This is a genomic window from Streptomyces chartreusis NRRL 3882, from assembly GCF_900236475.1.
Classification (GTDB): domain Bacteria; phylum Actinomycetota; class Actinomycetes; order Streptomycetales; family Streptomycetaceae; genus Streptomyces; species Streptomyces chartreusis_D.
In genome coordinates this window covers 8,068,330-8,088,349 of record NZ_LT963352.1, presented here as the reverse complement: position 1 = coordinate 8,088,349, position 20,020 = coordinate 8,068,330, and the positions used below count along the sequence as shown (strand labels likewise).

The window sequence follows — 20,020 nt, the reverse complement described above, 5'->3', positions numbered from 1 at the left end:
TCCAGGACCGACGCACTCCAGTAGACGACAGGACAGGACACCGCACCGTGCCCGAGACCAACCTCCGATCCGCACCGCGCTACGGCACCCGGCCGACCATGAAGGACGTCGCGGCACGCGCCGGGGTCGGGCTCAAGACGGTCTCCCGCGTCGTGAACGGGGAGCCGGGCGTGACCCCGGAGACGGAGCGGCGTGTCCAGGAGGCGATCGACGCCCTCGGCTTCCGCCGCAACGACAGCGCGCGGGTGCTGCGCAAGGGCCGTACGGCGAGCATCGGACTGGTCCTGGAGGACCTCGCGGACCCGTTCTACGGACCGCTGAGCCGGTCGGTCGAGGAGGTGGCCCGCGCGCACGGCGCCCTGCTGATCAACGGCTCCAGCGCGGAGGACCCGGACCGCGAGCAGGAGCTGGTGCTGGCCCTGTGCGCACGGCGGGTGGACGGGCTGGTGGTGATCCCGGCCGGGGACGACCACCGGTATCTGGAGCCGGAGCTCAAGGCTGGTGTCGCCACGGTGTTCGTGGACCGGCCGGCCGGGCACATCGACGCCGACGTGGTCCTCTCGGACAACTTCGGCGGTGCCCGGGACGGCGTCGCCCACCTCATCGCGCACGGGCACCGCCGGATCGGCTTCATCGGCGACATGCCCCGCATCCACACCGCAGCCGAGCGGCTGCGCGGCTACCGGGCGGCGATGGAGGACGCGGACATACCGGTGGCGGACTCCTGGATGTCCCTGGGTGCCACCGACCCCGAGCGGGTGCGCAGTGCGGCCGAGGGGATGCTGTCCGGCCGGAACCCGGTCACCGCGATCTTCGCCGCCAACAACCGAGTGACGGTCACCGTGATCCGCGTGCTCGCCGAGCAGGCCCGCCGGGTCGCCCTGGTCGGCTTCGACGACATCGAGCTCGCCGACCTGCTCCAGCCGGGCGTCACCGTCGTCGCCCAGGACGCGGCGGCCATCGGCCGTACCGCCGCGGAACGCCTCTTCCGGCAGCTGGACGGCACCCTCGTCACCCCCGAGCGCATCGAGCTGCCGACCCGGCTGATCACCCGCGGCTCGGGCGAGCTGCCCCCGGCGGACTGAGCGGCCCATGGAGCATACGGAGCGCATGGAGCACCTCACCGATCGCACGCTGCGAGCCCTCGGCCTGGCCGGGGCCCCGCGCGAGCACCCCCTGACCTATCCGGGCGCGTGGCCCGCCGACTCGGGGCTCCTCGACGGGGACTGCTTCCTGCCGCTGGACCGGCTGGTGCACGAGGACCGCACCCCGGTTCTCGCCATCGGCTCGAACGCCTGCCCGGGGCAGCTGCGGCACAAGATGGAGGAGTTCGGGATCATGTCGCCGATCCCCATGGTGAAGGCCCGGGTGACGGGCGTCGACGCCGGTGTGTCGGCGCATGTGAGCCGCATGGGGTACGTGTCGGCCTCGCCCGTCAGCGCCCCCGACACCGTGCGGGAGTTGTTCGTCATCTGGCTCGACGCCGAGCAGCTCGCCGTGATCGACGCGAGCGAGGGCGTGCCGCTGCCGGCCGGCAACTACGAGCGTGCCTGGCTGCCCGCGCCCGACGTGCGCGTCGACCTCGCGGACGGCACCCGCCTGCCCGGCGCGTACGCGTACGTCAACCGGCACGGTGTCCTGCACGACGGCACCGGCGTGCCGCGCGCCCACCCGGGCCAGCGGGTGCTGCTCACCGAGCTGCTCGTCGGCCTGCCCCGCTTCCGAGAGCTGTTCGGTGTCGTGCCCGAGGAGTTCTGCGCGCGGGCCCGCTCCGACCGGCGGCTGTGCGAACGGGGCACGCGGCTGTTCGTCGAGGAGAAACTGGTGACGGCCTCGGGGCTGGAGCGGTACGCGGCGGTGTCGCTGCGCGCTCAGCAGACCGGGAGCCCGGGGACGGGCGCGTCGTTGTCGCCGCCCTTGATGTAGACGTCGCTGACCCAGACGTCCGTGTTGCCACTGTCGTCGTCCGTCTTCGCCCACCAGACGTTGGTCCACCGGCCGTCGGTCTCTCGCCGGCCCAGGTTCTGCTGGCAGTAGAAGTAGTTGGTGCCCGCCTTGAGGACGCCGGCCTCGGCGCCGGAGGCGGTGTACGACGTGGCGGTCTTCCAGACCTGGCAGTTGTACTTGCCGCCGCCGATGGCGTGGCAGACCGGGGCGGGCGTGGTGGAGCCGCCGCCTGTCGCGCCGCCCTCGCCGGAACCGCCGCCTCCGGGGGCGCCGTCCGAGGTCCCTCCGATGGTGCCGCCGGAGGACTCGGCGGGGGCCGGGGTGGTCGCCCGCCCGGTGGGCTCCGACCCCTTCCCGCCCCCGGGCTTCTTCGACGGGGCCTTCCCCTGCTCGTCGCCCTGCCCCTCGGGCCTGGGGGCGTTCGAACCGTCGTCGGTACGACCGGACCCGGACGCGGAGGCCGCGCCATCCGCACGGGCGGCGTCGGTTCGCGGGCCCGGATCGGTGCCGCCGGAATCGCTCAGCACGGCGACCGTGGCACCTGCCGCCGCGAGCACGACGGTGACGGCCGCGGCCACGAGGAGGACGCGGTTCTTACGGCGAGGCGTGGCGCGGGAGTTCATGGGGCCGGTGGGAGCGGAGGCGCCCTGGCCGGTACTGCCCGGCCCGGCCGGCCCGAAGCCCGGGGCCGATCCGGGCTGTCCCGGCGTGCCGGTGGACCGGAAGGCGGCAGCGGTGCCGAAGCCCGGTGTGCCCGCGTCCTCGGGCGGCCCGGCGGCACCCGGCTGGACCTGCTGGGGCGGTCCGAATCCCGGCGGTACCGAGGGGACACTGCGCTCCGTCTCAGGCCGCGGGGGCGAGGGAACCGGCCCTCGCAATGATGACGTCGGCGTGTCCGTGCCGCCCGAGTCCGCGACGGCCTGGAGCATCTCGCGGGCCTGGTGGGCCTTCGGGCGGCCCTCGGGGCGCTTGTCCATCAGCTGCTGGAGGACGGGGGCGAGAGGGCCGGCGCGGCGGGGCTCGGGCAACGGCTCGGTGACGATCGCGGTGAGCGTCGAGAACGTGGACGTACGGCGGAAGGGCGAGGTGCCCTCGACGGCCGCGTAGAGCGTGGCGCCCAGGGCCCAGATGTCGGAGGCGGGGCCCGGGTCGGCGCCCTGGGCCCGCTCGGGGGCCAGGTAGTCGAGGGAGCCGACGAGTTCCCCGCTGCGGGTGAGGTGCGTGGCCGAACCGTCGCCCGGGTCGTCCATGGTGGCGATGCCGAAGTCGGTGAGGACGACCCGGCCCGAGCGGTCGAGCAGGATGTTGCCGGGCTTCACGTCGCGGTGCAGGACGCCCGCGCGGTGGGCGGCGGCCAGGGCGTCCATGACCTTGGCGCCGATTCCGGCCGCCTCGCGCGCGTCCAGCGTGCCGCGGTCGCGCAGCACGTCGTCCAGGGAGGGCCCGTCGACCAGCTCCATGACGATGAGCGGGCGGCCGTCGACCTCGGCGATGTCGTGCACGGCGATGACACCGGTGTGGCGCACCCGGGCCGCCGCACGCGCCTCGCGCTGCATCCGCAGTTGCAGATCGGCCAGTTCGGGGCCGGCCGCGTCGGTGTAGGTGCGCAGTTCCTTGACGGCCACCTCACGGCCGAGGACCTCGTCGACGGCCTTCCAGACGACGCCCATGCCACCGCGCCCCAGCCGGGCCGTGACGCGGTAGCGGCCCGCCAGCAGCCGGCCGGCCCCGTCCCCCTGCACGTACTCCCCCGTAGACACCGCTGCCCCGTTCCTCCGACCCCACAGGGTCCACTGACACGTCCGTACGTGGCGTACAGACTACGGGGCGGCGGTGACGACGAGAGTCGGTGGCGACTGCTGTGACAGGGCCGGTACGTAGGGCCGGACCGTGGGAGAGGAACCGTCAGGCGGACGCCGTCAGGTCGCCCCGGCGGGGTGCCGCGAAGCTCTCCAGGTCGGCGCGGGTGAGGCCGGTCAGCCGGGCGACCTCCCCGATGTCCAGGGCGCCGCAGTCCAGGCCGCGCAGCAGGTAGCCGCTGAGGGCCTTGGCGGTGGCGGGTTCGTCCATGACGTCGCCGCCGGTGCGGTTGGCGTACCGGGCGAGGCGGGCAGCGGCCTGTTCGAAGCCCTCGCGGTAGAAGGCGAAGACGGCCGCGTACCGGGTGGGGAGGTGGCCGGGGTGCATGTCCCAGCCCTGGTAGTAGGCGCGGGCCAGGGCGCGGCGCGTGAGGCCGTAGTGCAGGCGCCAGGCGGCGTGCACCTTCTCGGTCGGGCCGACGGGCAGGACGTTGGTGGATCCGTCCGAGACGCGCACGCCGGTGCCGGCCGCGGCGACCTGCATGACGGCCTTGGCGTGGTCGGCGGCGGGGTGGTCACTGGCCTGGTGGGCGGCGGAGACGCCGAGGCAGGCGCTGTAGTCGAAGGTGCCGTAGTGCAGGCCGGTGGCGCGACCCTCGGCGGCCTGGATCATGCGGGCGACGGTGGCGGTGCCGTCGGCGGCGAGGACGGACTGGCTGGTCTCGATCTGTATCTCGAAGCCGATCCGGCCGGGCTCCAGGCCGTGCGTCTTCTCGAAGGCGTCCAGCAGCCGCGCCATCGCGGTGACCTGCTCGGCGTAGGTCACCTTGGGCAGGGTGAGCACCAGTCCGTCGGGCAGCCCCCCGGCCTCCATCAGGCCGGTGAGGAAGATGTCGAGCGTGCGGATGCCCCGGGCCCGTACGGGCGCCTCCATGCACTTCATGCGGATGCCCATGTAGGGGGCCGCGGTGCCGTCCTCGTACGCCTCGGCGACGATCCGGGCGGCGCGGGCCGCGGCTTCGTCCTCCTCGGCGTCGGGGCGGTTGCCGTAGCCGTCCTCGAAGTCGACGCGCAGGTCCTCGATCGGCTCGCGCTCCAGCTTGGCGCGCACGCGCGCGTGGACGGGCTCGGCGAGTTCGTCGGCCAGGCCGAGGACGGCGGCGAAGGAGGCGGCGTCCGGGGCGTGTTCGTCGAGGGCGGCCAGGGCACGATCGCCCCAGGAGCGGACGGTGTCGGCGACGAAGACGTCGCCGGGGACGTAGACGGTGTGGACGGGCTGGCGGGTGCCGGGGTCTCCGGGGTAGCGGCGCTCCAGTTCGGCGTCGACCGGCGCGAGGGAGGCGCTGATCTCCTCGCTGACGGCGCCCGCGAGGCTCGTCGCCACCTTCTCCTGCTGGCCCTGACCCATTCCGAGACCCTCCTGTTTTCCGCTGTACGGAATCAACAATCCGTAGAGCGAAGCTATCGGCCGACCTTCCCGCTGGTCAACACCGTCTTGCGACGGGATTCCCTATCCTTCACCCTCTGTCACTGCCGACCCGCCCGCATCTTCCGTATTCACAAGGCAAGCTTCATCCTGACGTGCAAGGGGAGGGAGAACACGTGCCGAACGAGGTCGGAGTGACGCGCCGCCACGGACTCAAGGCAGCGGCGGCCGCCGCCGTCGCAGGACCGCTGCTCACCACCGCAGGGCCCACACACCCCGCTTCCGCCGGCGAGCACGCGGGCGCCCTGAACGTCATGACGTTCAACGTGCGCTTCGCGACCGTCGTCGACGAGACACCGCGCTGGGCCGTGCGCCGGCCGGTGATGCGAGAACTGCTGCGCCGCGAGCGACCGCACGTCATCGGCACCCAGGAAGGGCTCTACCAGCAAGTGCGCATGATCGAGAGGGATCTCGGCGGGCACTACGAGTGGATCGGCACCGGACGCGGGGGCGGCAGCAAGGACGAGTTCATGGCGATCTTCTACGACACGCGCAGACTCGACCCGGTCGAGTTCGACCACTTCTGGCTGTCCGACACGCCGTACACGATCGCCTCGAACACCTGGGACGCGGACTGGCTGCGCATGGTGACCTGGGTCCGTTTTGCCGATCTCGCCGACGGGGGAAGGGAGTTCTACGTCCTCAACACCCACCTGGACAGTGTCAGCCAGTACGCCCGCGAACGCTCGGCGGGACTCATCGGCGAGACGATCGCCGGGTGGGACCGGTCGTTACCGGTCATCGTCACCGGCGACTTCAACGCGGCCGCCCACGACAACCGCGTGTACGACCTCATGCTGGACATCGGACTGGTGGACGCCTGGGACGCGGCGGCCTCACGGAGTCCGGCGTACGGGACGCACCACGGCTACCGGGAGCTCAGGCCCGGCGGGCGGCGCATCGACTGGATCCTCACCACGCCCGGGGTGACCACGCACTGGGCCGGGATGAACACCTTCAGCGTGGACGGGACGTATCCGAGCGACCATCTGCCGGTGCAGGCCTCGATGACCCTGGGATGAGAGAGGCCCCCGTGACCGTTCGTGCGGTCACGGGGGCCTTCTGCAGCCCGGGTCGATCAGCCCTTGCGGGTCTTGATCTCCTCGGTCAGCTGCGGGACGACGTCGAAGAGGTCGCCGACCACGCCGTAGTCGACCAGGTCGAAGATCGGGGCCTCGGCGTCCTTGTTGATCGCCACGATCGTCTTCGAGGTCTGCATACCGGCACGGTGCTGGATCGCGCCGGAGATGCCGGAGGCGATGTACAGCTGCGGCGAGACGGACTTGCCCGTCTGGCCGACCTGGTTGGTGTGCGGGTACCAGCCGGCGTCGACGGCGGCGCGCGAGGCACCGACGGCCGCGCCGAGGGAGTCGGCGAGGGCCTCGATGATCGCGAAGTTCTCCGCGCCGTTGACGCCACGGCCACCGGAGACCACGATCGCGGCCTCGGTCAGCTCCGGACGGCCCGTCGACTCACGCGGCGTACGGCCGGTGACCTTGGTGCCGGTGGCCTGCGCGGAGAAGGACACCGACAGCGCCTCGACCGCACCGGCGGCCGGAGCCGGCTCCACGGCCGCGCTGTTGGGCTTGACCGTGATGACCGGGGTGCCCTTGGACACACGGGACTTGGTGGTGAAGGACGCGGCGAACACCGACTGGGTCGCCACCGGGCCCTCGTCGCCGGCCTCCAGGTCGACGGCGTCGGTGATGATGCCCGAACCCAGACGCAGCGCCAGACGGGCGGCGATCTCCTTGCCCTCGGCGGAGGACGGGACCAGCACGGCGGCCGGGGAAACGGCCTCGTGGGCGGCCTGGAGGGCGTCCACCTTCGGTACGACCAGGTAGTCGGCGTACTCGGCGGCCTCGTGCGTGAGGACCTTCACCGCGCCGTGCTCGGCGAGCGTGGCGGCGGTGTCACCGGCGCCGTTGCCCAGCGCGACGGCGACCGGCTCGCCGATGCGGCGGGCCAGGGTCAGCAGCTCCAGGGTGGGCTTGCGGACGGCACCGTCCACGTGGTCGACGTAGACGAGAACTTCAGCCATGGGACTTCTTCTCTCCTGCTTGCGAAAGATGAGGGGCGGTCAGCGAATGCGGGGCTCAGATGAACTTCTGGCCCGCGAGGAACTCAGCGAGCTGCTTGCCGCCCTCGCCCTCGTCCTTGACGATCGTGCCCGCGGTACGGGCCGGACGCTCGGCCGCGTTGTCGACCGTGGTGTAGGCGCCCTCCAGGCCGACCTCCTCGGCCTCGATGTCGAGGTCGGACAGGTCCCAGGACTCCACCGGCTTCTTCTTCGCCGCCATGATGCCCTTGAAGGACGGGTAACGCGCCTCGCCCGACTGGTCGGTCACCGACACGACCGCCGGCAGGGACGCCTCCAGGTTCTCGGAAGCGGCGTCGCCGTCGCGGCGGCCCTTGACCGTGCCGTCCTCGACCGACACCTCGGAGAGCAGGGTCACCTGCGGCACGCCCAGACGCTCGGCGAGCAGCGCGGGGACGACGCCCATGGTGCCGTCGGTGGAGGCCATGCCGGAGATGACCAGGTCGTAGCCGGCCTTCTCGATCGCCTTGGCCAGGACCAGGGAGGTGCCGATGGCGTCGGTGCCGTGGATGTCGTCGTCCTCGACGTGGATCGCCTTGTCGGCGCCCATGGACAGCGCCTTGCGCAGGGCGTCCTTGGCGTCCTCGGGGCCCACCGTCAGGACGGTGATCTCCACGTCGTCGTCGGAGTTCTCGGAGATCTGCAGCGCCTGCTCGACCGCGTACTCGTCGAGCTCGGAGAGCAGACCGTCCACGTCGTCCCGGTCGACGGTCAGGTCATCGGCGAAGTGCCGGTCGCCAGTGGCGTCGGGCACGTACTTCACAGTGACAACGATCCTCAAGCTCACGCCGGCTCTCCTACTGCATCGTCATTTCCATGCTGCCTACTTGCAGGCAGCATAGGCGCCTCAAGCGGCCGATCCCGGTCGGGGCGACCCACGCTCCGAGCGGAATATTACTCGTCAGTACACCCAGTTCGTTCCCGCTAAGCAAGCGCTTTGAACTGTGACCTTCGCAACGCAGCGTAACCGGAACTCGACGGTCCCGCAGCACGGGGGACACGCGGATCAGTCGCGCAGGCGGTTGAAACGTCCCTGGTGGTAGAGGAGTGGCCGGGCGGTGCCCGTGGAGTCGCCGCGCACGACCTCCGCGATCACGATCCGGTGGTCACCGGCGGGCACGCGCGCGACGACCCGGCCCACCAGCCAGGCCAGCACGCCGTCGAGCACCGGGACACCCTCGGGCCCGTCCCGCCAGGCGGTGGGCGGCCCGAAGCGGTCGGCGCCGCTGCGGGCGAAGGTGGCCGCCAGCTCCTGCTGGTGCTCGCCGAGGATGTGCACGCCGACATGCTCGGCCACCGCGATCGCGGGCCAACTGGAGGAGCCGGTGCCGACCCCGAAGGACAGCAGGGGCGGCTCGGCGGAGACGGAGGCCAGGGAGGTGGCGGTGAAGCCCACCGGGCCGGCGTCGCCACGGGCCGTGATCACGGCGACCCCTGCCGCGTGCCGTCGGAAGACCGAGCGCAGGAGGTCGGGCGTGGCGAGAAGGTCCGCAGGCATGGGGTCAGGCTGACGATAAATGGTTGGCGCAGTCAAGTTCGTTCCCGGATGTGGGAGATGGCTCACTGACCGGGTCGCGTCCCTCACACCGCCTCCCCCAGCGCGGCGATCACATCGGCCTTGCGCGGCTGCCCGGTGGCCCGCCGCACCACCCGGCCGTCGGCGTCGAGGACCAGCACGGTCGGGGTCTTGAGGATGTCCAGCCGCCGCACGAGGTCCAGATGGGCCTCGGCGTCGATCTCGACGTGGGTGACACCCGGCACCATGCCGGCGACCTCGCCGAGGACCCGCCGGGTCGCCCGGCAGGGCGCGCAGAACGCGCTGGAGAACTGCACGAGCGTGGCCCGCTCGCCCAGTTCCGCGCCCAGCTCGGCCGGGTCCAGCCGCTTGCCGTCGTCCCGCCCGCGCACTCGCACTCTCCCGCTCCGCCGCCGTTGCAGCACTCCATAGGCGCTCGCCGCCGCGAGCACCAGTACGCACACCACCAGTCCGGTCATCACCTGCTGCAAGCGTTCACGAGACCGCAAAGATTCCCGCCCACCCAATCGGGCCGTGCTGCGGAATGCTTGGTTCCCATGGACATCGATGCACGAGGGCCGCGTTTCGGCGCGGCCGTGACGACCGTCGTCCTGGCGGTCGTCCTGGTCACGGGGAACGCGTGGCTGCTGGCCTGGCAGACGCTGGCGTTCCTGCTGGGCGCGGCGGGCGGGGTGACCCGGTCGCCCTACGGCCTGCTCTTCGCCAAGGCCGTACGGCCGCGGCTCGGGCCGCCGACCGCCTTCGAGCCGCCCGAACCGCCACGTTTCGCCCAGGCGGTGGGGCTGGTTTTCGCCGGACTAGGGCTCGTCGGCTACAGCCTGGGACCCGGCTGGCTGGGTCTCGCGGCGACCGGCGCAGCGCTCGCGGCCGCCTTCCTGAACGCCGTGTTCGGGTACTGCCTCGGGTGCGAGATGTACCTGCTCATGCGGCGGGTGACGGTACGCGCGGAGTAATGGGGGCGTAAAAGCACGAGGTGGGATCCGGCGGCGACGTGACGAGAATCTCCTCACGGGCGGGCACGGGGACTGGCTACCCGGCCGTTCTTCGGGCACGATCTGCGACAAGCCGTAAACCTACGGCTGCGTAACTTTCCACTGGGAATCCCTTCCCAGGCAGAGCAGGAAGGGTCCGACCCGCCCATGGCAGAGCTCGTCTACCGTCCCGTCGTCGGTTTCGCCCGCACGCTGTTCAAGGCGTGGGACCTCAAGATCGACTGTCAGGGTTCGGAGAACATCCCGCGCTCGGGCGGCGCCGTGCTGGTGAGCAATCACATCAGCTACCTGGACTTCGTCTTCAACGGCCTGGCGGCACTGCCGCAGAAACGTCTCGTGCGCTTCATGGCGAAGGAGTCCGTCTTCCGCCACAAGATCTCGGGCCCGCTGATGCGCGGGATGAAGCACATCCCCGTGGACCGCAAGCAGGGCGAGGCGGCCTACGCGCACGCCCTGGACTCGCTGCGGTCGGGCGAGATCGTCGGGGTCTTCCCGGAGGCGACCATCTCGCAGTCGTTCACCCTGAAGAGCTTCAAGTCGGGCGCCGCGCGCCTGGCACAGGAGGCCGGTGTCCCGCTGATCCCGATGGCGGTGTGGGGCACACAGCGGCTGTGGACCAAGGGCCACCCCCGCAATTTCAAGCGCAGCCACATCCCCATCACGATCCGGGTCGGCGAGGCGATCGAGGCCTCCCGTGACAAGTACGCGGGCGCGATCACCCGCCAGCTGCGCGAGCGCGTCCAGGAACTCCTGGAGGCCGCCCAGCGCGCCTATCCCGTACGCCCGAAGGGCCCGGACGACACCTGGTGGATGCCGGCCCACCTCGGCGGCACGGCTCCGACGCCGGAGCAGGTCCGGGAGGCCGAGGCGCACTGACACCCGGGCACGGCCGGCCCGGGCTCCGGTCCCGCCTCAGAGCGCGGTGGGGAGTGTCCTCCACAGGTGAGGCCGGTCGCCGGCCGACTTGAGGGTGTCGAGTACGACCGGGTGAGGCGCGGCGTACAGGACCGGACAGTCCGTCTCGCCGAGTTCGGGGTCGGGCGTGAAGGCGAGCCGCTCACCGTCGAGGGAGAACCGCGCGTCCACTCCCGGCTTGTTGCCCCGGGGGTCCTGCCGGTGCCACGCGCCGTTGAACCGCACGGCGACCAGACCGTGCACGACATCGAACTTCTGGTAGCACAACGCGGTCGGGATGTCCTCGGCCCGCAGCAGCGCCGCGAGCGCGTGGGCCTTGGCATAACAGATGCCGGTGCGCTGTTCCAGGACATCGGAGGCGCGCCAGGTGACGCGGAGGTCCCCCGCATCCTGCGAGTGCGGGATGGTGTCGCGCACGAACTCGAACGCATCCCGCGCATACTCATACGAGTTCGCCACACCCCTGGCCAACGTGGCCGCTGTCTCGCGCACCAGCGGATGATGATGGTCTATCGCCTCGTCAGCGGCCAAGTAGGCGGAGAGATCGGGGGTTTCCTGGATCAGCTGCATGCACGCAGAGCATAGGGACGAGATCGCCACCAGGTCAATATATTTTCCGTTTACTGCATAAACATGCATCACTGGCAAGAACGGCTGAACACCGCCGCAACCACTCGCCCCGCCGCAACCCTTCCCCCGCGCCACGGGTCTCGGCCTCAGCAGGTCCGTGACAAGGGGGAAGACATGAAGGACCCACAGCGCCTGCTCGGCGCCGCACTCGTGAGCTGCGCCCTGGCGGCCGGAGTCGGGGCCGGGCCCGCGTACGCCCAGGAGAACCAGCTGTGGATCAGTGCGCCGTACGAGACGGTACTGCCGGGCGCGGACGCGGACGGCGGCGCGCCCGAGCGCAGCCTGGCCGTGCGGGTCAGCCGTGACGTGGCCGATGACAGGGTGCCTGCGGGGCGACTGACCGTCGACGTCGGCGAGATCGCCTCTTTCGCGCGGGTGTCGTGGCCGGCGAACTGCGAGCCGGAGTCGGAGGTCAAGGCGGTCTGCGACGTCCCCGAGATGCCCGCCGGGACGGAGAGCGTGCCGGCCGCCACGTTCGGGCTGCGCGCGCTGCCCGGAGCGGACGTCGGCGCCTCGGGGTACGTGCGCTACTCGGCCGTCGCCGGAGAGGCGACGTCCCACCCGGCAGAGACACGGGTCGGCGTGGGCAACGGGCCGGACCTCGGGCTCAGCCAGGCCGACGACCAGCACGGCCTCAGGCCCGGCTCGAGGACGAGCGTGCGGGCGACGCTGTCCAACAGCGGCAACCGCACCGCGGACCGCACGCTGCTGTGGCTCGACGCCTCGTACGGGCTGCGTTTCGAACAGCGGCACGCCAACTGCGAGTACCGGGCGCACGAGACCGGTACGTCCGCTCTGTGCGTGCTGGACGAGGCGGTGGCACCCGGGCAGCGATACGCGCTGAACACCGGTCTCGGCGTGGGCCGGAATGCGCTGTACGAGCGGTTCGACCACTCCGTCCACCCGTACTCCGACGAGGCGCTGGAGGAGATGCGCGGCGACTGGACGTGGACCCGGGGCACGGGCGCCGAGCTGGACCTGCGTCCCCTGGCCGCCGCCCGGGCCGCGGCGGCGGACCCCGACCTCGACCCACAGGACAACTACCGGGCCGTCATGCTCAACGCCCGGAACACCGCCGACCTGAAACTCGGCGGCAGCAGGGTGGGCGGGGCCGCCGGTGACACCGTGACCGCCCGTGTCACCGTGCTCAACCGCGGTCCGGCCTGGGTGGCGTCGCTGGGCGCGGGCGCCGCCGTGGCGACGGTGCGGTTCCGGGCGCCGGAGGGCACCACGGTCGGCCCCCTGCCGGAGGAGGACTGCTGGACGGCGGAGGACGGGACGTCCCCCACCACCCACTTCTGCCGGACGCCTATATACCTGCACGACAAGGCGTCGTACACGTTCGAGATCCCGCTGCGGATCGACCGCGTGGTGCGCGGCGCGCACACCACCGTCGCCACGCTCAACGACGACCCAGAGCTGAGCATCAGGGAGTTCGACCCGAACCTGCGCAACAACAGCGCGCGGATCGTCGTCAACTGACGCGGTGCTCGGGAGGAGACGGTCTCAGCGGGCCATCTCCTCCTTCAGTGCCGCCACGAACGCGTCCACGTCCTCCTCGGTCGTGTCGAAGGCGCACATCCAGCGGACGACGCCGGCGGCCTCGTCCCAGAAGTAGAACCGGAACCGCTTCTGGAGGCGCTCGCTCACGTCGTGCGGCAGGCGGGCGAACACCGCGTTGGCCTGCACCGGGTAGAGGATCTCCACGCCGTGCACGGCACGTACGCCCTCGGCGAGGCGCTGGGCCATCTCGTTGGAGCGGCGGGCGTTGCGCAGCCACAGGTCCCGGGCGAGCAGGGCCTCCAACTGCACCGAGACGAAGCGCATCTTGGAGGCGAGCTGCATGGACAGCTTGCGCAGGTGCTTCATGTGGCTGACGGCGTCCTGGTTCAGGACCACGACCGCCTCGCCGAACAGGGCGCCGTTCTTCGTGCCGCCCAGGGAGAGGATGTCGACGCCGGCGGCGTTGGTGAGCGTGCGCATCGGGACGTCCAGGGTGGCGGCGGCGTTGGCCAGCCGGGAGCCGTCCAGGTGCACCTTCATACCGTGTGCGTGGGCGTGCTCGCACAGGGCGCGTATCTCGTCCGGCGTGTAGACCGTGCCCAGCTCGGTGGCCTGGGCGATGGAGACGACCTGGGGCATCGCGCGGTGCTCGTCGTCCCAGCCGTACGCCTGCCGGTCGATCAGCTCGGGCGTGAGTTTGCCGTCGGGCGTGGGCACGGTGAGCAGCTTCAGGCCGCCGACCCGCTCGGGCGCCCCGCACTCGTCGACGTTGATGTGCGCGCTCTCGGCGCAGATCACCGCGCCCCAGCGGTCGGTGACCGCCTGGAGGGCGACGACGTTGGCGCCGGTGCCGTTGAAGACCGGGAACGCCTCGGCGGTGGCCCCGAAGTGGCTGCGGACGACGCTCTGGAGGTTCTCGGTGTACGCGTCCTCGCCGTACGCGACCTGGTGCCCGCCGTTGGCCAGGGCCAGGGCGGCGAGCACCTCCGGGTGGGCGCCGGCGTAGTTGTCGCTGGCGAAACCGCGGACCTCGGGGTCGTGATGGCGACGGGCGTCGGTCTTCGGCGGGTTCACGGCTTCTCGGTGAGCCACAGACGGTTTCCGTTCACTTCGGCGGCGGGCTTCTCCCAGATGCCGGTGATGGCCTCGGCCAGGTCCTTGACGTCGGTGAAGCCCGCGAACTTCGCGTTGGGGCGGTCGGCGCGCATGGCGTCGTGCACCAGTGCCTTCACCACCAGGATCGTAGCCGCCGAGGTCGGGCCCTCGGGGCCCCCGGCCTTGCGGAAGTAGTCGGCCATGGCCAGCGTCCACGCCTCGGCCGCCGCCTTGCCGGCGGCGTACGCGGCGTTGCCCGCGGTGGGCTTGCTGGCGCCCGCCGCGCTGATCAGCACGTACCGTCCGCGGTCGCTGCGCTGGAGTGCCTCGTGGAAGGCCAGGGAGGTGTGCTGCACGGTACGCACGAGCAGCATCTCCAGGAAGTCCCAGTCGTCGAGGCTGGTCCGGGTGAAGGTCTCGCTGCCGCGCCAGCCGCCGACGAGATGGACCAGGCCGTCGACGCGGCCGAAGTCCTTCTCGATGCGGGTGGCCCAGTCGCGGGTGGCCCGCAGGTCGAGCAGGTCGACCGTGTCACCGGTGACGGTGGCGCCGCCGGTCGCGTAGCTCGCCGCGTCCACCGCCTCCGCCAGCCGCTCCGGGTCGTTGTCCGAGCCGATGACGGTGGCCCCCGCCTCGGCCAGCCTGAGCAGCGCGGCCCGGCCCGCGGGCCCGCCCGCTCCGGCCACCGCGATCACCGCGCCGCTGAGCGCCCCGTTCCCCGCCATGGTCTTCGCCTCCTGAGCAGTGTTCTGGCTTCGCCGATCGCTCACGCGGCGATCCGCTCGGCGCCGTCCGCCGTGATGCCCTTGGTGGAGGCGATCACGTTCTTCAGCTTCTTGGACAGTGCCTCATAGAACATGCTCAGCGGAAACTCGTCCGGAAGCACGTCATCGACGAGTTTCCGCGGCGGCTGCGTCACGTCCAGCGCCTCGGGTCCCTTGGCCCACTTCGAGCCCGGGTGCGGCGCGAGGTAGGTGGAGACCAGCTCGTACCCGGCGAACCAGTGGACGAGCTTGGGGCGGTCGATGCCGTCGCGGTACAGCTGCTCGATCTCGGCGCACAGCTCGTTGGTGACCTGCGGGGCGCGCTCCCAGTCGATGGACAGCTTGTTGTCGGTCCAGCGGACGACGTCGTGCTTGTGCAGGTAGGCGAAGAGGAGCTGGCCGCCGAGGCCGTCGTAGTTGCGCACGCGCTCACCGGTGACCGGGAAGCGGAACATACGGTCGAAGAGGACCGCGACCTGCACGTCACGGGCCTGCGGGACGCCGTCCTTCTCCAGCTTCACGGCCTCCTTGAAGGCGGTGAGGTCGCAGCGCAGCTCCTCCAGGCCGTACATCCAGAACGGCTGGCGCTGCTTGATCATGAACGGGTCGAACGGCAGGTCGCCGTGGCTGTGGGTGCGGTCGTGGACCATGTCCCACAGGACGAACGCCTCCTCGCAGCGCTTCTGGTCGTGGACCATCGCGGCGATGTCCTCGGGCAGCTCCAGGCCGAGGATCTCGACGGCGGCGTCGGTGACGCGGCGGAAGCGGGCGGCCTCACGGTCGCAGAAGATGCCGCCCCAGCTGAACCGCTCGGGGGCCTCGCGCACGGCGATGGTCTCGGGGAAGAGCACGGCGGAGTTGGTGTCGTAGCCCGCCGTGAAGTCCTCGAACTTGATGCCGCAGAACAGCGGGTTGTCGTAGCGGGTGCGCTCCAGCTCGGCCAGCCAGTCCGGCCAGACCATGCGCAGCACGACCGCTTCGAGGTTGCGGTCCGGATTGCCGTTCTGCGTGTACATCGGGAAGACGACCAGGTGCTGGAGGCCGTCCGCGCGGTTCGCGGCGGGCTGGAAGGCCAGCAGCGAGTCGAGGAAGTCGGGCACCTGGAAGCCGCCGTCGGCCCACCGGGTCAGGTCCTTGGCCAGGGCCTCGTGGTAGGCGCGGTCGTGCGGGAGCAGCGGGGAGAGCTCCAGGACCGCGTCCGTGACCTGGCGGACGGCGAGCTCGGCGTCGGCCGGGTCGGGCGCGCCGTCGGCGTCGAAGTCGATCGACCCGTCCTTGGACTGCCATGGCCGGATCCGCTCCACGGCATCCTTGAGCACGGGCCATGCCGGGTGGTCCGCCACCCTGGCCACGGGAGGAACCCGCTCCTCCGAACCCACCTGCACAAGAATTTCCGTCATGTCCCACCTTCCACGGGAGAATCTCGCGTAACCCGACCGTATACACACGAGGTTCCTCCCAGCAAGGGCTACCTCGGGAAAATATCCTGCCCTACCCCGGCCTTCACCGCACTTTTTCCTGTCGACCATGCTTGTGCCCGCACGCGCGCCGACCATGCCCTCACCCTCTGCACAGGGCGGGTACAGGCGATACGGTCAGGGGGGCCGTCAGGCCCCCAGTGCCGCCTGTCGACGGAAGAGAGTCGCGAATTGAACTTCCTCACCATCGGTCACCGCGGAGTCATGGGTGTGGAACCCGAGAACACCCTCCGGTCCTTCGTCGCCGCGCAGGAGGCCGGCCTCGACGCCATCGAACTCGATCTGCATTTGAGCAAGGACGGCGCGCTCGTCGTGATGCACGACACGGACGTGGACCGCACGACCGACGGCAGCGGGCCGATCGCCGAGAAGACCCTCGCCGAGCTGCGGGCCCTGGACGCGGGCCGGGGCGAGCGGGTACCGGTCTTCGAGGAGGTCCTGGAGGCCGTGCAGGCGCCGCTCCAGGCGGAGATCAAGGACGTGCAGGCGGCGCGGGCGCTGGCCGAGGTGATGAACCGGCGCGGGCTGGCCGACCGGGTGGAGGTGTCCTCGTTCCACGACGAGGCGATCGCCGAGATCAAGCCCTTGGTGCCGGGTGTGCGCACCGCGCTGATCGCCAGCCGCTACGGCACCGACATCGTGGACCGCGCCGTCGAGGCCGGTGCCGAGACCGTCTGCCTGAACATCCGCCGGCTCACCCTGGAGATCGTGGAGCGCGCCCGCAAGGCCGACCTGAGGATCATCGGCTGGGTGGTCAACACGCAGGACCATCTGCGTCTCGTCCGCGCCTTCGGCCTGGACGGCGCGACCACCGACCACCCGGACATCAAGCGCACGGGCCGCTTCACGGCGTAGTGGCCAGGGGGGACCCGGCCACGGGGTGTCCCCTAGGCGAGCTCCTTGATCAGCAGCTCGAACTTCAGGTCGTCGCGCTGCGGGATGCCGAAGCGCTCGTCGCCGTACGGGAACGGGGTCGTCCGTCCCGTACGGCGGTAGCCGCGCCGCTCGTACCAGGCGATGAGGTCCTCGCGTACGGAGATCACGGTCATGTGCATCTCCGTCGCGCCCCACGTCTCGCGGGCCTGCCGCTCCGCCTCCGCGATGATCACCTTGCCGAGGCCGGCGCCCTGGAGCCGGGGACTGACCGCGAACATCCCGAAGTAGGCGTGGTCACCCCGGTGCTCCAGCTGGCAGCAGGCGACGATCCGCCCCGCCCGCTCCACCGTCAGCAGCCGGCCGTCGGGCGACTTGATGACGGCCAGCACCCCCTCCGGGTCGGTCCGCTGCCCTTGGAGAATGTCCGCCTCGGTGGTCCACCCGACTCGGCTCGCGTCGCCCCGGTACGCCGACTCGATCAATGCGACCAGCTCGTCCACGTCGGCGTCCGTGGCATCGCGGAAGGTCAGTCCGGTGGCGTCGGTGTCCATGGGCGTACGTCTCCGTTCGGTGGCGCGCTCGGGCAGGGATGAGAGTAACTGCACCACTAGGCTCCGCTGCATGGTGCATGTACTCAGCAGCCGGATCCTGCTCCGTCCCACCGACCCCGAGCGGTCCCGTGCCTTCTACGGCGAACAGCTCGGGCTCGCCGTGTACCGGGAGTTCGGTACGGGGCCGGACCGTGGGACGGTCTATTTCCTCGGCGGTGGCTTCCTGGAGGTCTCCGGCCGGTCCGATACCCCACCGGCGCCTGTCACGCGCCTGTGGCTCCAGGTCGCCGACGCGGCGGCGGCGCAGGAGGAGCTGCGGGCGAAGGGCGTGGTGATCGTACGGCCGCCGGTGAAGGAGCCCTGGGGGCTGGTCGAGATGTGGATCGCGGATCCGGACGGGACGCCGATCGTGCTGGTGGAGGTCCCGGCGGACCACCCGATGCGCTACCGGCCGGGCATCTGAGGCCCTCCGGGGCGGTGCTCCCAGCCCCGGTCGGTGCGGGTCAGTTCGCGAAAGCCCGCGCCCGTCAGATGGTCGAGCATGGTGCTGTCGGCGGCGGATTCGTAGGCGACGAGCCGGTCCACGCCACACAGGCGGAGCCAGTCCGCGGCCCCGGCGAGCAGCCGGCGCTCCAGACCGGTGCCGTACTGCGCGGGGTCGATGTGCAGGTTGCCGATGTCGGCCAGGCCGGCGGCACGGGCGTGGCGTTCCGGGCGGGCCAGGGCCGTGTCGATCTCGACGAAGCCGAGGGCGCGGGTGCCGGCGCGGGCGGTGAAGCGGGTGCCGCACTCCCCCAGCGTGCGCTCGATCGTGACGCCCGGCCGGGGCTCGGGCTCCGGCAGGTCGGCCACCCGGGCGATCAGGATGACCTCGGTGTCCCCGACGTGCTGGAAGCCCGCGCGTTCGTAGACGGCCCGGATGTGCGGCCAGTTGCGGGGCAGCCCGTAGACGAGGGGGGCGGGCAGCGCGCCGTCGGCGTACCGGACGCGGGCGTTCCAGCGGGCGCACCGGGCCAGGCACTCACGCATCAGCAGGTCCGCGGCCTGGTCGGCGTCCGGCCAGAAGGAGGCCGCCGGACGGCACACGAACCAATTGATCTCCGCGGCGTCCCGGTAGGACTCGCCGACCGCGGCGTCGGCCCGGTAGCGCAGCAGGTGGGCCGCGGCGACGACGCAGTCGCGCTGCTCGGCCACGAGCGTCGTCCGCTCGGCCACCCACGGGTCGGTGATGAATTCTCCGGGCTGCCGTTCCAGGTCGCTGAGGACGGTGTTCACGGAGACGGAGACGCGGGGGACGACGGCCGCGACGTGCATGTTGACCAGGTCGGTCAGCTGGTCGCGGTCGGCTCGGCGGAAGGGGCGCACCTCGAGCGCGGGCATGGGAGACCTCCGGGCAGGTGAAGGAGCTGGAGGCCGCCACGCGGTGCGGTACGGGGACGAGGGTATGCCGGGGCCGGTGCGGCACACCAGTGGGTTTCCCCGGATGGCAGGGACGACGGGCTGCGGCTTAGCGTGCTGGAGGGGCTCATGCCCGGGGACTCCCTGCGGAAGGAACGCCATGAAGCTCGACGCACCGGTGACCGGCGGGCCCTGCTGGACCGAGCTGGGGACCACCGACCTGGAGGCGGCCCAGCGGTTCTACACGAGGCTGTTCGGCTGGCGGCCCGAGACGGACCCGCGTCAGGAGGCGGGCGGCTACACCGTCGCCCACCTCGGGGACGCGGCCGTCGCCGCGCTCGCCCCGCTGTACCAGCCATCGCAGCCGGTCGCGTGGAACGTGGCGTTCGCGGTGACCGACGCGGACGCCGCCGTGCGTGAAGTGACCGAGGCGGGCGGGACGGTGCTGTTCGGCCCGACGGACGTGTTCGACGCGGGCCGGTTCGCGGTGGCCGCCGACCCGACCGGTGCCGTGTTCCAGCTGTGGCAGGCGGGGACCTTCCCGGGCGCCGGGCTGTTCAACGCGCCCGGTTCGCTGGGCTGGGCCGAGCTGTACACCAGGGGCCCCGAGCAGGCCGTGGCCTTCTACGGCCGGGTGTTCGGCTGGACCGTCAAGGCCTCGGAGCGGTACACCCAGTGGGGCGTCGGCGGGGCGGACTTCGGCGGCATGGTGACGATGGACGACAAGTTCCCGCCCGAGGTCCCGGCGCACTGGCTGCCGTACTTCGCCGTGGCGGACGTGGACGCCACGACCGCCGTCGTCCAGCAGCTGGGCGACGTCCTGATGGTCCCCACCTCCCTGCCCGGCGGTCGGCGCATCGCGGTGCTGCGGGACCCGCAGGGGGCCATGTTCGGCGTGTACGGGGCGGGCGAGGAGGGCTGAGGCGACGGTGTGTGACCGCCGGGGCCGTG

Annotated in this window: 21 protein-coding genes; 9 read left to right on the top strand and 12 right to left on the bottom strand. The window is 71.4% G+C overall.

Going from position 1 to position 20,020, the window contains the following annotated elements; all coding sequences use genetic code 11:
• Positions 1 to 98: 98 nt before the first annotated feature.
• Together SCNRRL3882_RS36445 and SCNRRL3882_RS36440 are read left to right on the top strand one after the other, a co-directional pair.
• Positions 99 to 1,085: a LacI family DNA-binding transcriptional regulator gene (locus tag SCNRRL3882_RS36445; protein ID WP_237556425.1), complete on the top strand. Its 987-nt coding sequence runs from the start codon at positions 99 to 101 to the stop codon at positions 1,083 to 1,085.
• 25 nt (positions 1,086 to 1,110) lie between these two features.
• Positions 1,111 to 1,926: a hypothetical protein gene (locus tag SCNRRL3882_RS36440; RefSeq protein ID WP_010037580.1), complete on the top strand. Its 816-nt coding sequence runs from the start codon at positions 1,111 to 1,113 to the stop codon at positions 1,924 to 1,926.
• Here the strand turns inward: SCNRRL3882_RS36440 and SCNRRL3882_RS36435 are convergent.
• Entirely contained in the window at positions 1,872 to 3,707 is a 1,836-nt protein-coding gene (locus SCNRRL3882_RS36435) for a serine/threonine-protein kinase (protein WP_010037579.1), read from the bottom strand. The two genes, SCNRRL3882_RS36440 and SCNRRL3882_RS36435, sit on opposite strands and share 55 nt — an antisense overlap.
• 145 nt (positions 3,708 to 3,852) lie before the next feature.
• Positions 3,853 to 5,154 carry a DUF6986 family protein gene (locus tag SCNRRL3882_RS36430; protein WP_010037578.1) on the bottom strand — a complete coding sequence of 434 codons (1,302 nt, stop codon included), beginning with the start codon at positions 5,152 to 5,154 and terminating at the stop codon, positions 3,853 to 3,855.
• A gap of 194 nt (positions 5,155 to 5,348) precedes the next feature.
• Here SCNRRL3882_RS36430 and SCNRRL3882_RS36425 point away from each other — a divergent pair, with 194 nt between their 5' ends.
• Complete coding sequence (locus tag SCNRRL3882_RS36425; RefSeq protein ID WP_010037575.1) at positions 5,349 to 6,254, top strand: endonuclease/exonuclease/phosphatase family protein; 906 nt, start codon at positions 5,349 to 5,351, stop codon at positions 6,252 to 6,254.
• A gap of 56 nt (positions 6,255 to 6,310) precedes the next feature.
• Here SCNRRL3882_RS36425 and SCNRRL3882_RS36420 read toward each other — a convergent pair whose 3' ends face one another.
• From SCNRRL3882_RS36420 to SCNRRL3882_RS36405, 4 genes are all read right to left on the bottom strand, one after another.
• Positions 6,311 to 7,273, bottom strand: coding sequence for an electron transfer flavoprotein subunit alpha/FixB family protein (locus tag SCNRRL3882_RS36420; RefSeq protein WP_010037574.1), 963 nt, complete (start codon positions 7,271 to 7,273; stop codon positions 6,311 to 6,313).
• 55 nt (positions 7,274 to 7,328) lie between these two features.
• Complete coding sequence (locus tag SCNRRL3882_RS36415) at positions 7,329 to 8,117, bottom strand: electron transfer flavoprotein subunit beta/FixA family protein (RefSeq protein ID WP_010037573.1); 789 nt, start codon at positions 8,115 to 8,117, stop codon at positions 7,329 to 7,331.
• Positions 8,118 to 8,336: 219 nt separating this feature from the next.
• Complete coding sequence (locus tag SCNRRL3882_RS36410) at positions 8,337 to 8,828, bottom strand: flavin reductase family protein (RefSeq protein ID WP_010037571.1); 492 nt, start codon at positions 8,826 to 8,828, stop codon at positions 8,337 to 8,339.
• An 83-nt stretch (positions 8,829 to 8,911) separates the two neighbouring features.
• Positions 8,912 to 9,325, bottom strand: a complete 414-nt coding sequence (locus SCNRRL3882_RS36405) for a TlpA family protein disulfide reductase (protein ID WP_029181003.1) — start codon at positions 9,323 to 9,325, stop codon at positions 8,912 to 8,914.
• 78 nt (positions 9,326 to 9,403) lie between these two features.
• On the opposite strand from SCNRRL3882_RS36405, the gene SCNRRL3882_RS36400 reads away from it, so the two are divergent.
• Complete coding sequence (locus SCNRRL3882_RS36400; RefSeq protein ID WP_010037569.1) at positions 9,404 to 9,820, top strand: DUF4395 domain-containing protein; 417 nt, start codon at positions 9,404 to 9,406, stop codon at positions 9,818 to 9,820.
• A 186-nt stretch (positions 9,821 to 10,006) separates the two neighbouring features.
• On the top strand, positions 10,007 to 10,735 hold the full coding sequence (locus tag SCNRRL3882_RS36395) for a lysophospholipid acyltransferase family protein (protein WP_010037568.1): 729 nt from the start codon (positions 10,007 to 10,009) through the stop codon (positions 10,733 to 10,735).
• A gap of 36 nt (positions 10,736 to 10,771) precedes the next feature.
• Here the strand turns inward: SCNRRL3882_RS36395 and SCNRRL3882_RS36390 are convergent, their stop codons facing one another.
• On the bottom strand, positions 10,772 to 11,344 hold the full coding sequence (locus SCNRRL3882_RS36390) for a transglutaminase domain-containing protein (RefSeq protein ID WP_010037566.1): 573 nt from the start codon (positions 11,342 to 11,344) through the stop codon (positions 10,772 to 10,774).
• A 174-nt stretch (positions 11,345 to 11,518) separates the two neighbouring features.
• On the opposite strand from SCNRRL3882_RS36390, the gene SCNRRL3882_RS36385 reads away from it, so the two are divergent.
• Positions 11,519 to 12,886 carry a hypothetical protein gene (locus SCNRRL3882_RS36385; protein ID WP_010037565.1) on the top strand — a complete coding sequence of 456 codons (1,368 nt, stop codon included), beginning with the start codon at positions 11,519 to 11,521 and terminating at the stop codon, positions 12,884 to 12,886.
• A gap of 24 nt (positions 12,887 to 12,910) precedes the next feature.
• Here the strand turns inward: SCNRRL3882_RS36385 and SCNRRL3882_RS36380 are convergent, their stop codons facing one another.
• From SCNRRL3882_RS36380 to SCNRRL3882_RS36370, 3 genes are read right to left on the bottom strand one after another with little or no spacing between them, the layout of a single operon-like run.
• Positions 12,911 to 13,981: a threonine aldolase family protein gene (locus SCNRRL3882_RS36380; protein WP_010037564.1), complete on the bottom strand. Its 1,071-nt coding sequence runs from the start codon at positions 13,979 to 13,981 to the stop codon at positions 12,911 to 12,913.
• Entirely contained in the window at positions 13,978 to 14,727 is a 750-nt protein-coding gene (locus SCNRRL3882_RS36375; protein WP_010037562.1) for an SDR family oxidoreductase, read from the bottom strand. Before SCNRRL3882_RS36375 ends, SCNRRL3882_RS36380 begins: the two co-directional genes overlap by 4 nt.
• 41 nt (positions 14,728 to 14,768) lie before the next feature.
• Entirely contained in the window at positions 14,769 to 16,166 is a 1,398-nt protein-coding gene (locus SCNRRL3882_RS36370; protein WP_029181002.1) for a DUF6421 family protein, read from the bottom strand.
• Between the two features lie 249 nt (positions 16,167 to 16,415).
• On the opposite strand from SCNRRL3882_RS36370, the gene SCNRRL3882_RS36365 reads away from it, so the two are divergent.
• The gene (locus SCNRRL3882_RS36365; protein WP_010037560.1) at positions 16,416 to 17,099 is read left to right on the top strand and encodes a glycerophosphodiester phosphodiesterase; all 684 of its coding nucleotides are present in this window, start codon (positions 16,416 to 16,418) and stop codon (positions 17,097 to 17,099) included.
• A 32-nt stretch (positions 17,100 to 17,131) separates the two neighbouring features.
• Here the strand turns inward: SCNRRL3882_RS36365 and SCNRRL3882_RS36360 are convergent, their stop codons facing one another.
• On the bottom strand, positions 17,132 to 17,671 hold the full coding sequence (locus SCNRRL3882_RS36360; RefSeq protein ID WP_010037557.1) for a GNAT family N-acetyltransferase: 540 nt from the start codon (positions 17,669 to 17,671) through the stop codon (positions 17,132 to 17,134).
• A gap of 70 nt (positions 17,672 to 17,741) precedes the next feature.
• On the opposite strand from SCNRRL3882_RS36360, the gene SCNRRL3882_RS36355 reads away from it, so the two are divergent.
• Positions 17,742 to 18,134: a VOC family protein gene (locus SCNRRL3882_RS36355; protein ID WP_010037556.1), complete on the top strand. Its 393-nt coding sequence runs from the start codon at positions 17,742 to 17,744 to the stop codon at positions 18,132 to 18,134.
• On the opposite strand, the gene SCNRRL3882_RS36350 is transcribed toward SCNRRL3882_RS36355, so the two are convergent.
• Complete coding sequence (locus SCNRRL3882_RS36350) at positions 18,116 to 19,051, bottom strand: hypothetical protein (protein ID WP_010037555.1); 936 nt, start codon at positions 19,049 to 19,051, stop codon at positions 18,116 to 18,118. The genes SCNRRL3882_RS36355 and SCNRRL3882_RS36350 overlap by 19 nt on opposite strands.
• Before the next feature lie 178 nt (positions 19,052 to 19,229).
• Here SCNRRL3882_RS36350 and SCNRRL3882_RS36345 point away from each other — a divergent pair, with 178 nt between their 5' ends.
• Entirely contained in the window at positions 19,230 to 19,991 is a 762-nt protein-coding gene (locus SCNRRL3882_RS36345) for a VOC family protein (protein ID WP_010037553.1), read from the top strand.
• The last annotated feature ends 29 nt before the right edge of the window (positions 19,992 to 20,020 follow it).

Coding starts and splice junctions, on each gene's coding strand:
- SCNRRL3882_RS36445 (WP_237556425.1), top strand. CDS start 99: ATGAAGGACGTCGCGGCACGCGCCGGGGTCGGGCTCAAGACGGTCTCC.
- SCNRRL3882_RS36440 (WP_010037580.1), top strand. CDS start 1,111: ATGGAGCACCTCACCGATCGCACGCTGCGAGCCCTCGGCCTGGCCGGG.
- SCNRRL3882_RS36430 (WP_010037578.1), bottom strand. CDS start 5,154: ATGGGTCAGGGCCAGCAGGAGAAGGTGGCGACGAGCCTCGCGGGCGCC.
- SCNRRL3882_RS36420 (WP_010037574.1), bottom strand. CDS start 7,273: ATGGCTGAAGTTCTCGTCTACGTCGACCACGTGGACGGTGCCGTCCGC.
- SCNRRL3882_RS36410 (WP_010037571.1), bottom strand. CDS start 8,828: ATGCCTGCGGACCTTCTCGCCACGCCCGACCTCCTGCGCTCGGTCTTC.
- SCNRRL3882_RS36405 (WP_029181003.1), bottom strand. CDS start 9,325: ATGACCGGACTGGTGGTGTGCGTACTGGTGCTCGCGGCGGCGAGCGCC.
- SCNRRL3882_RS36400 (WP_010037569.1), top strand. CDS start 9,404: ATGGACATCGATGCACGAGGGCCGCGTTTCGGCGCGGCCGTGACGACC.
- SCNRRL3882_RS36395 (WP_010037568.1), top strand. CDS start 10,007: ATGGCAGAGCTCGTCTACCGTCCCGTCGTCGGTTTCGCCCGCACGCTG.
- SCNRRL3882_RS36390 (WP_010037566.1), bottom strand. CDS start 11,344: ATGCAGCTGATCCAGGAAACCCCCGATCTCTCCGCCTACTTGGCCGCT.
- SCNRRL3882_RS36385 (WP_010037565.1), top strand. CDS start 11,519: ATGAAGGACCCACAGCGCCTGCTCGGCGCCGCACTCGTGAGCTGCGCC.
- SCNRRL3882_RS36375 (WP_010037562.1), bottom strand. CDS start 14,727: ATGGCGGGGAACGGGGCGCTCAGCGGCGCGGTGATCGCGGTGGCCGGA.
- SCNRRL3882_RS36370 (WP_029181002.1), bottom strand. CDS start 16,166: ATGACGGAAATTCTTGTGCAGGTGGGTTCGGAGGAGCGGGTTCCTCCC.
- SCNRRL3882_RS36360 (WP_010037557.1), bottom strand. CDS start 17,671: ATGGACACCGACGCCACCGGACTGACCTTCCGCGATGCCACGGACGCC.
- SCNRRL3882_RS36355 (WP_010037556.1), top strand. CDS start 17,742: ATGGTGCATGTACTCAGCAGCCGGATCCTGCTCCGTCCCACCGACCCC.
- SCNRRL3882_RS36350 (WP_010037555.1), bottom strand. CDS start 19,051: ATGCCCGCGCTCGAGGTGCGCCCCTTCCGCCGAGCCGACCGCGACCAG.
- SCNRRL3882_RS36345 (WP_010037553.1), top strand. CDS start 19,230: ATGAAGCTCGACGCACCGGTGACCGGCGGGCCCTGCTGGACCGAGCTG.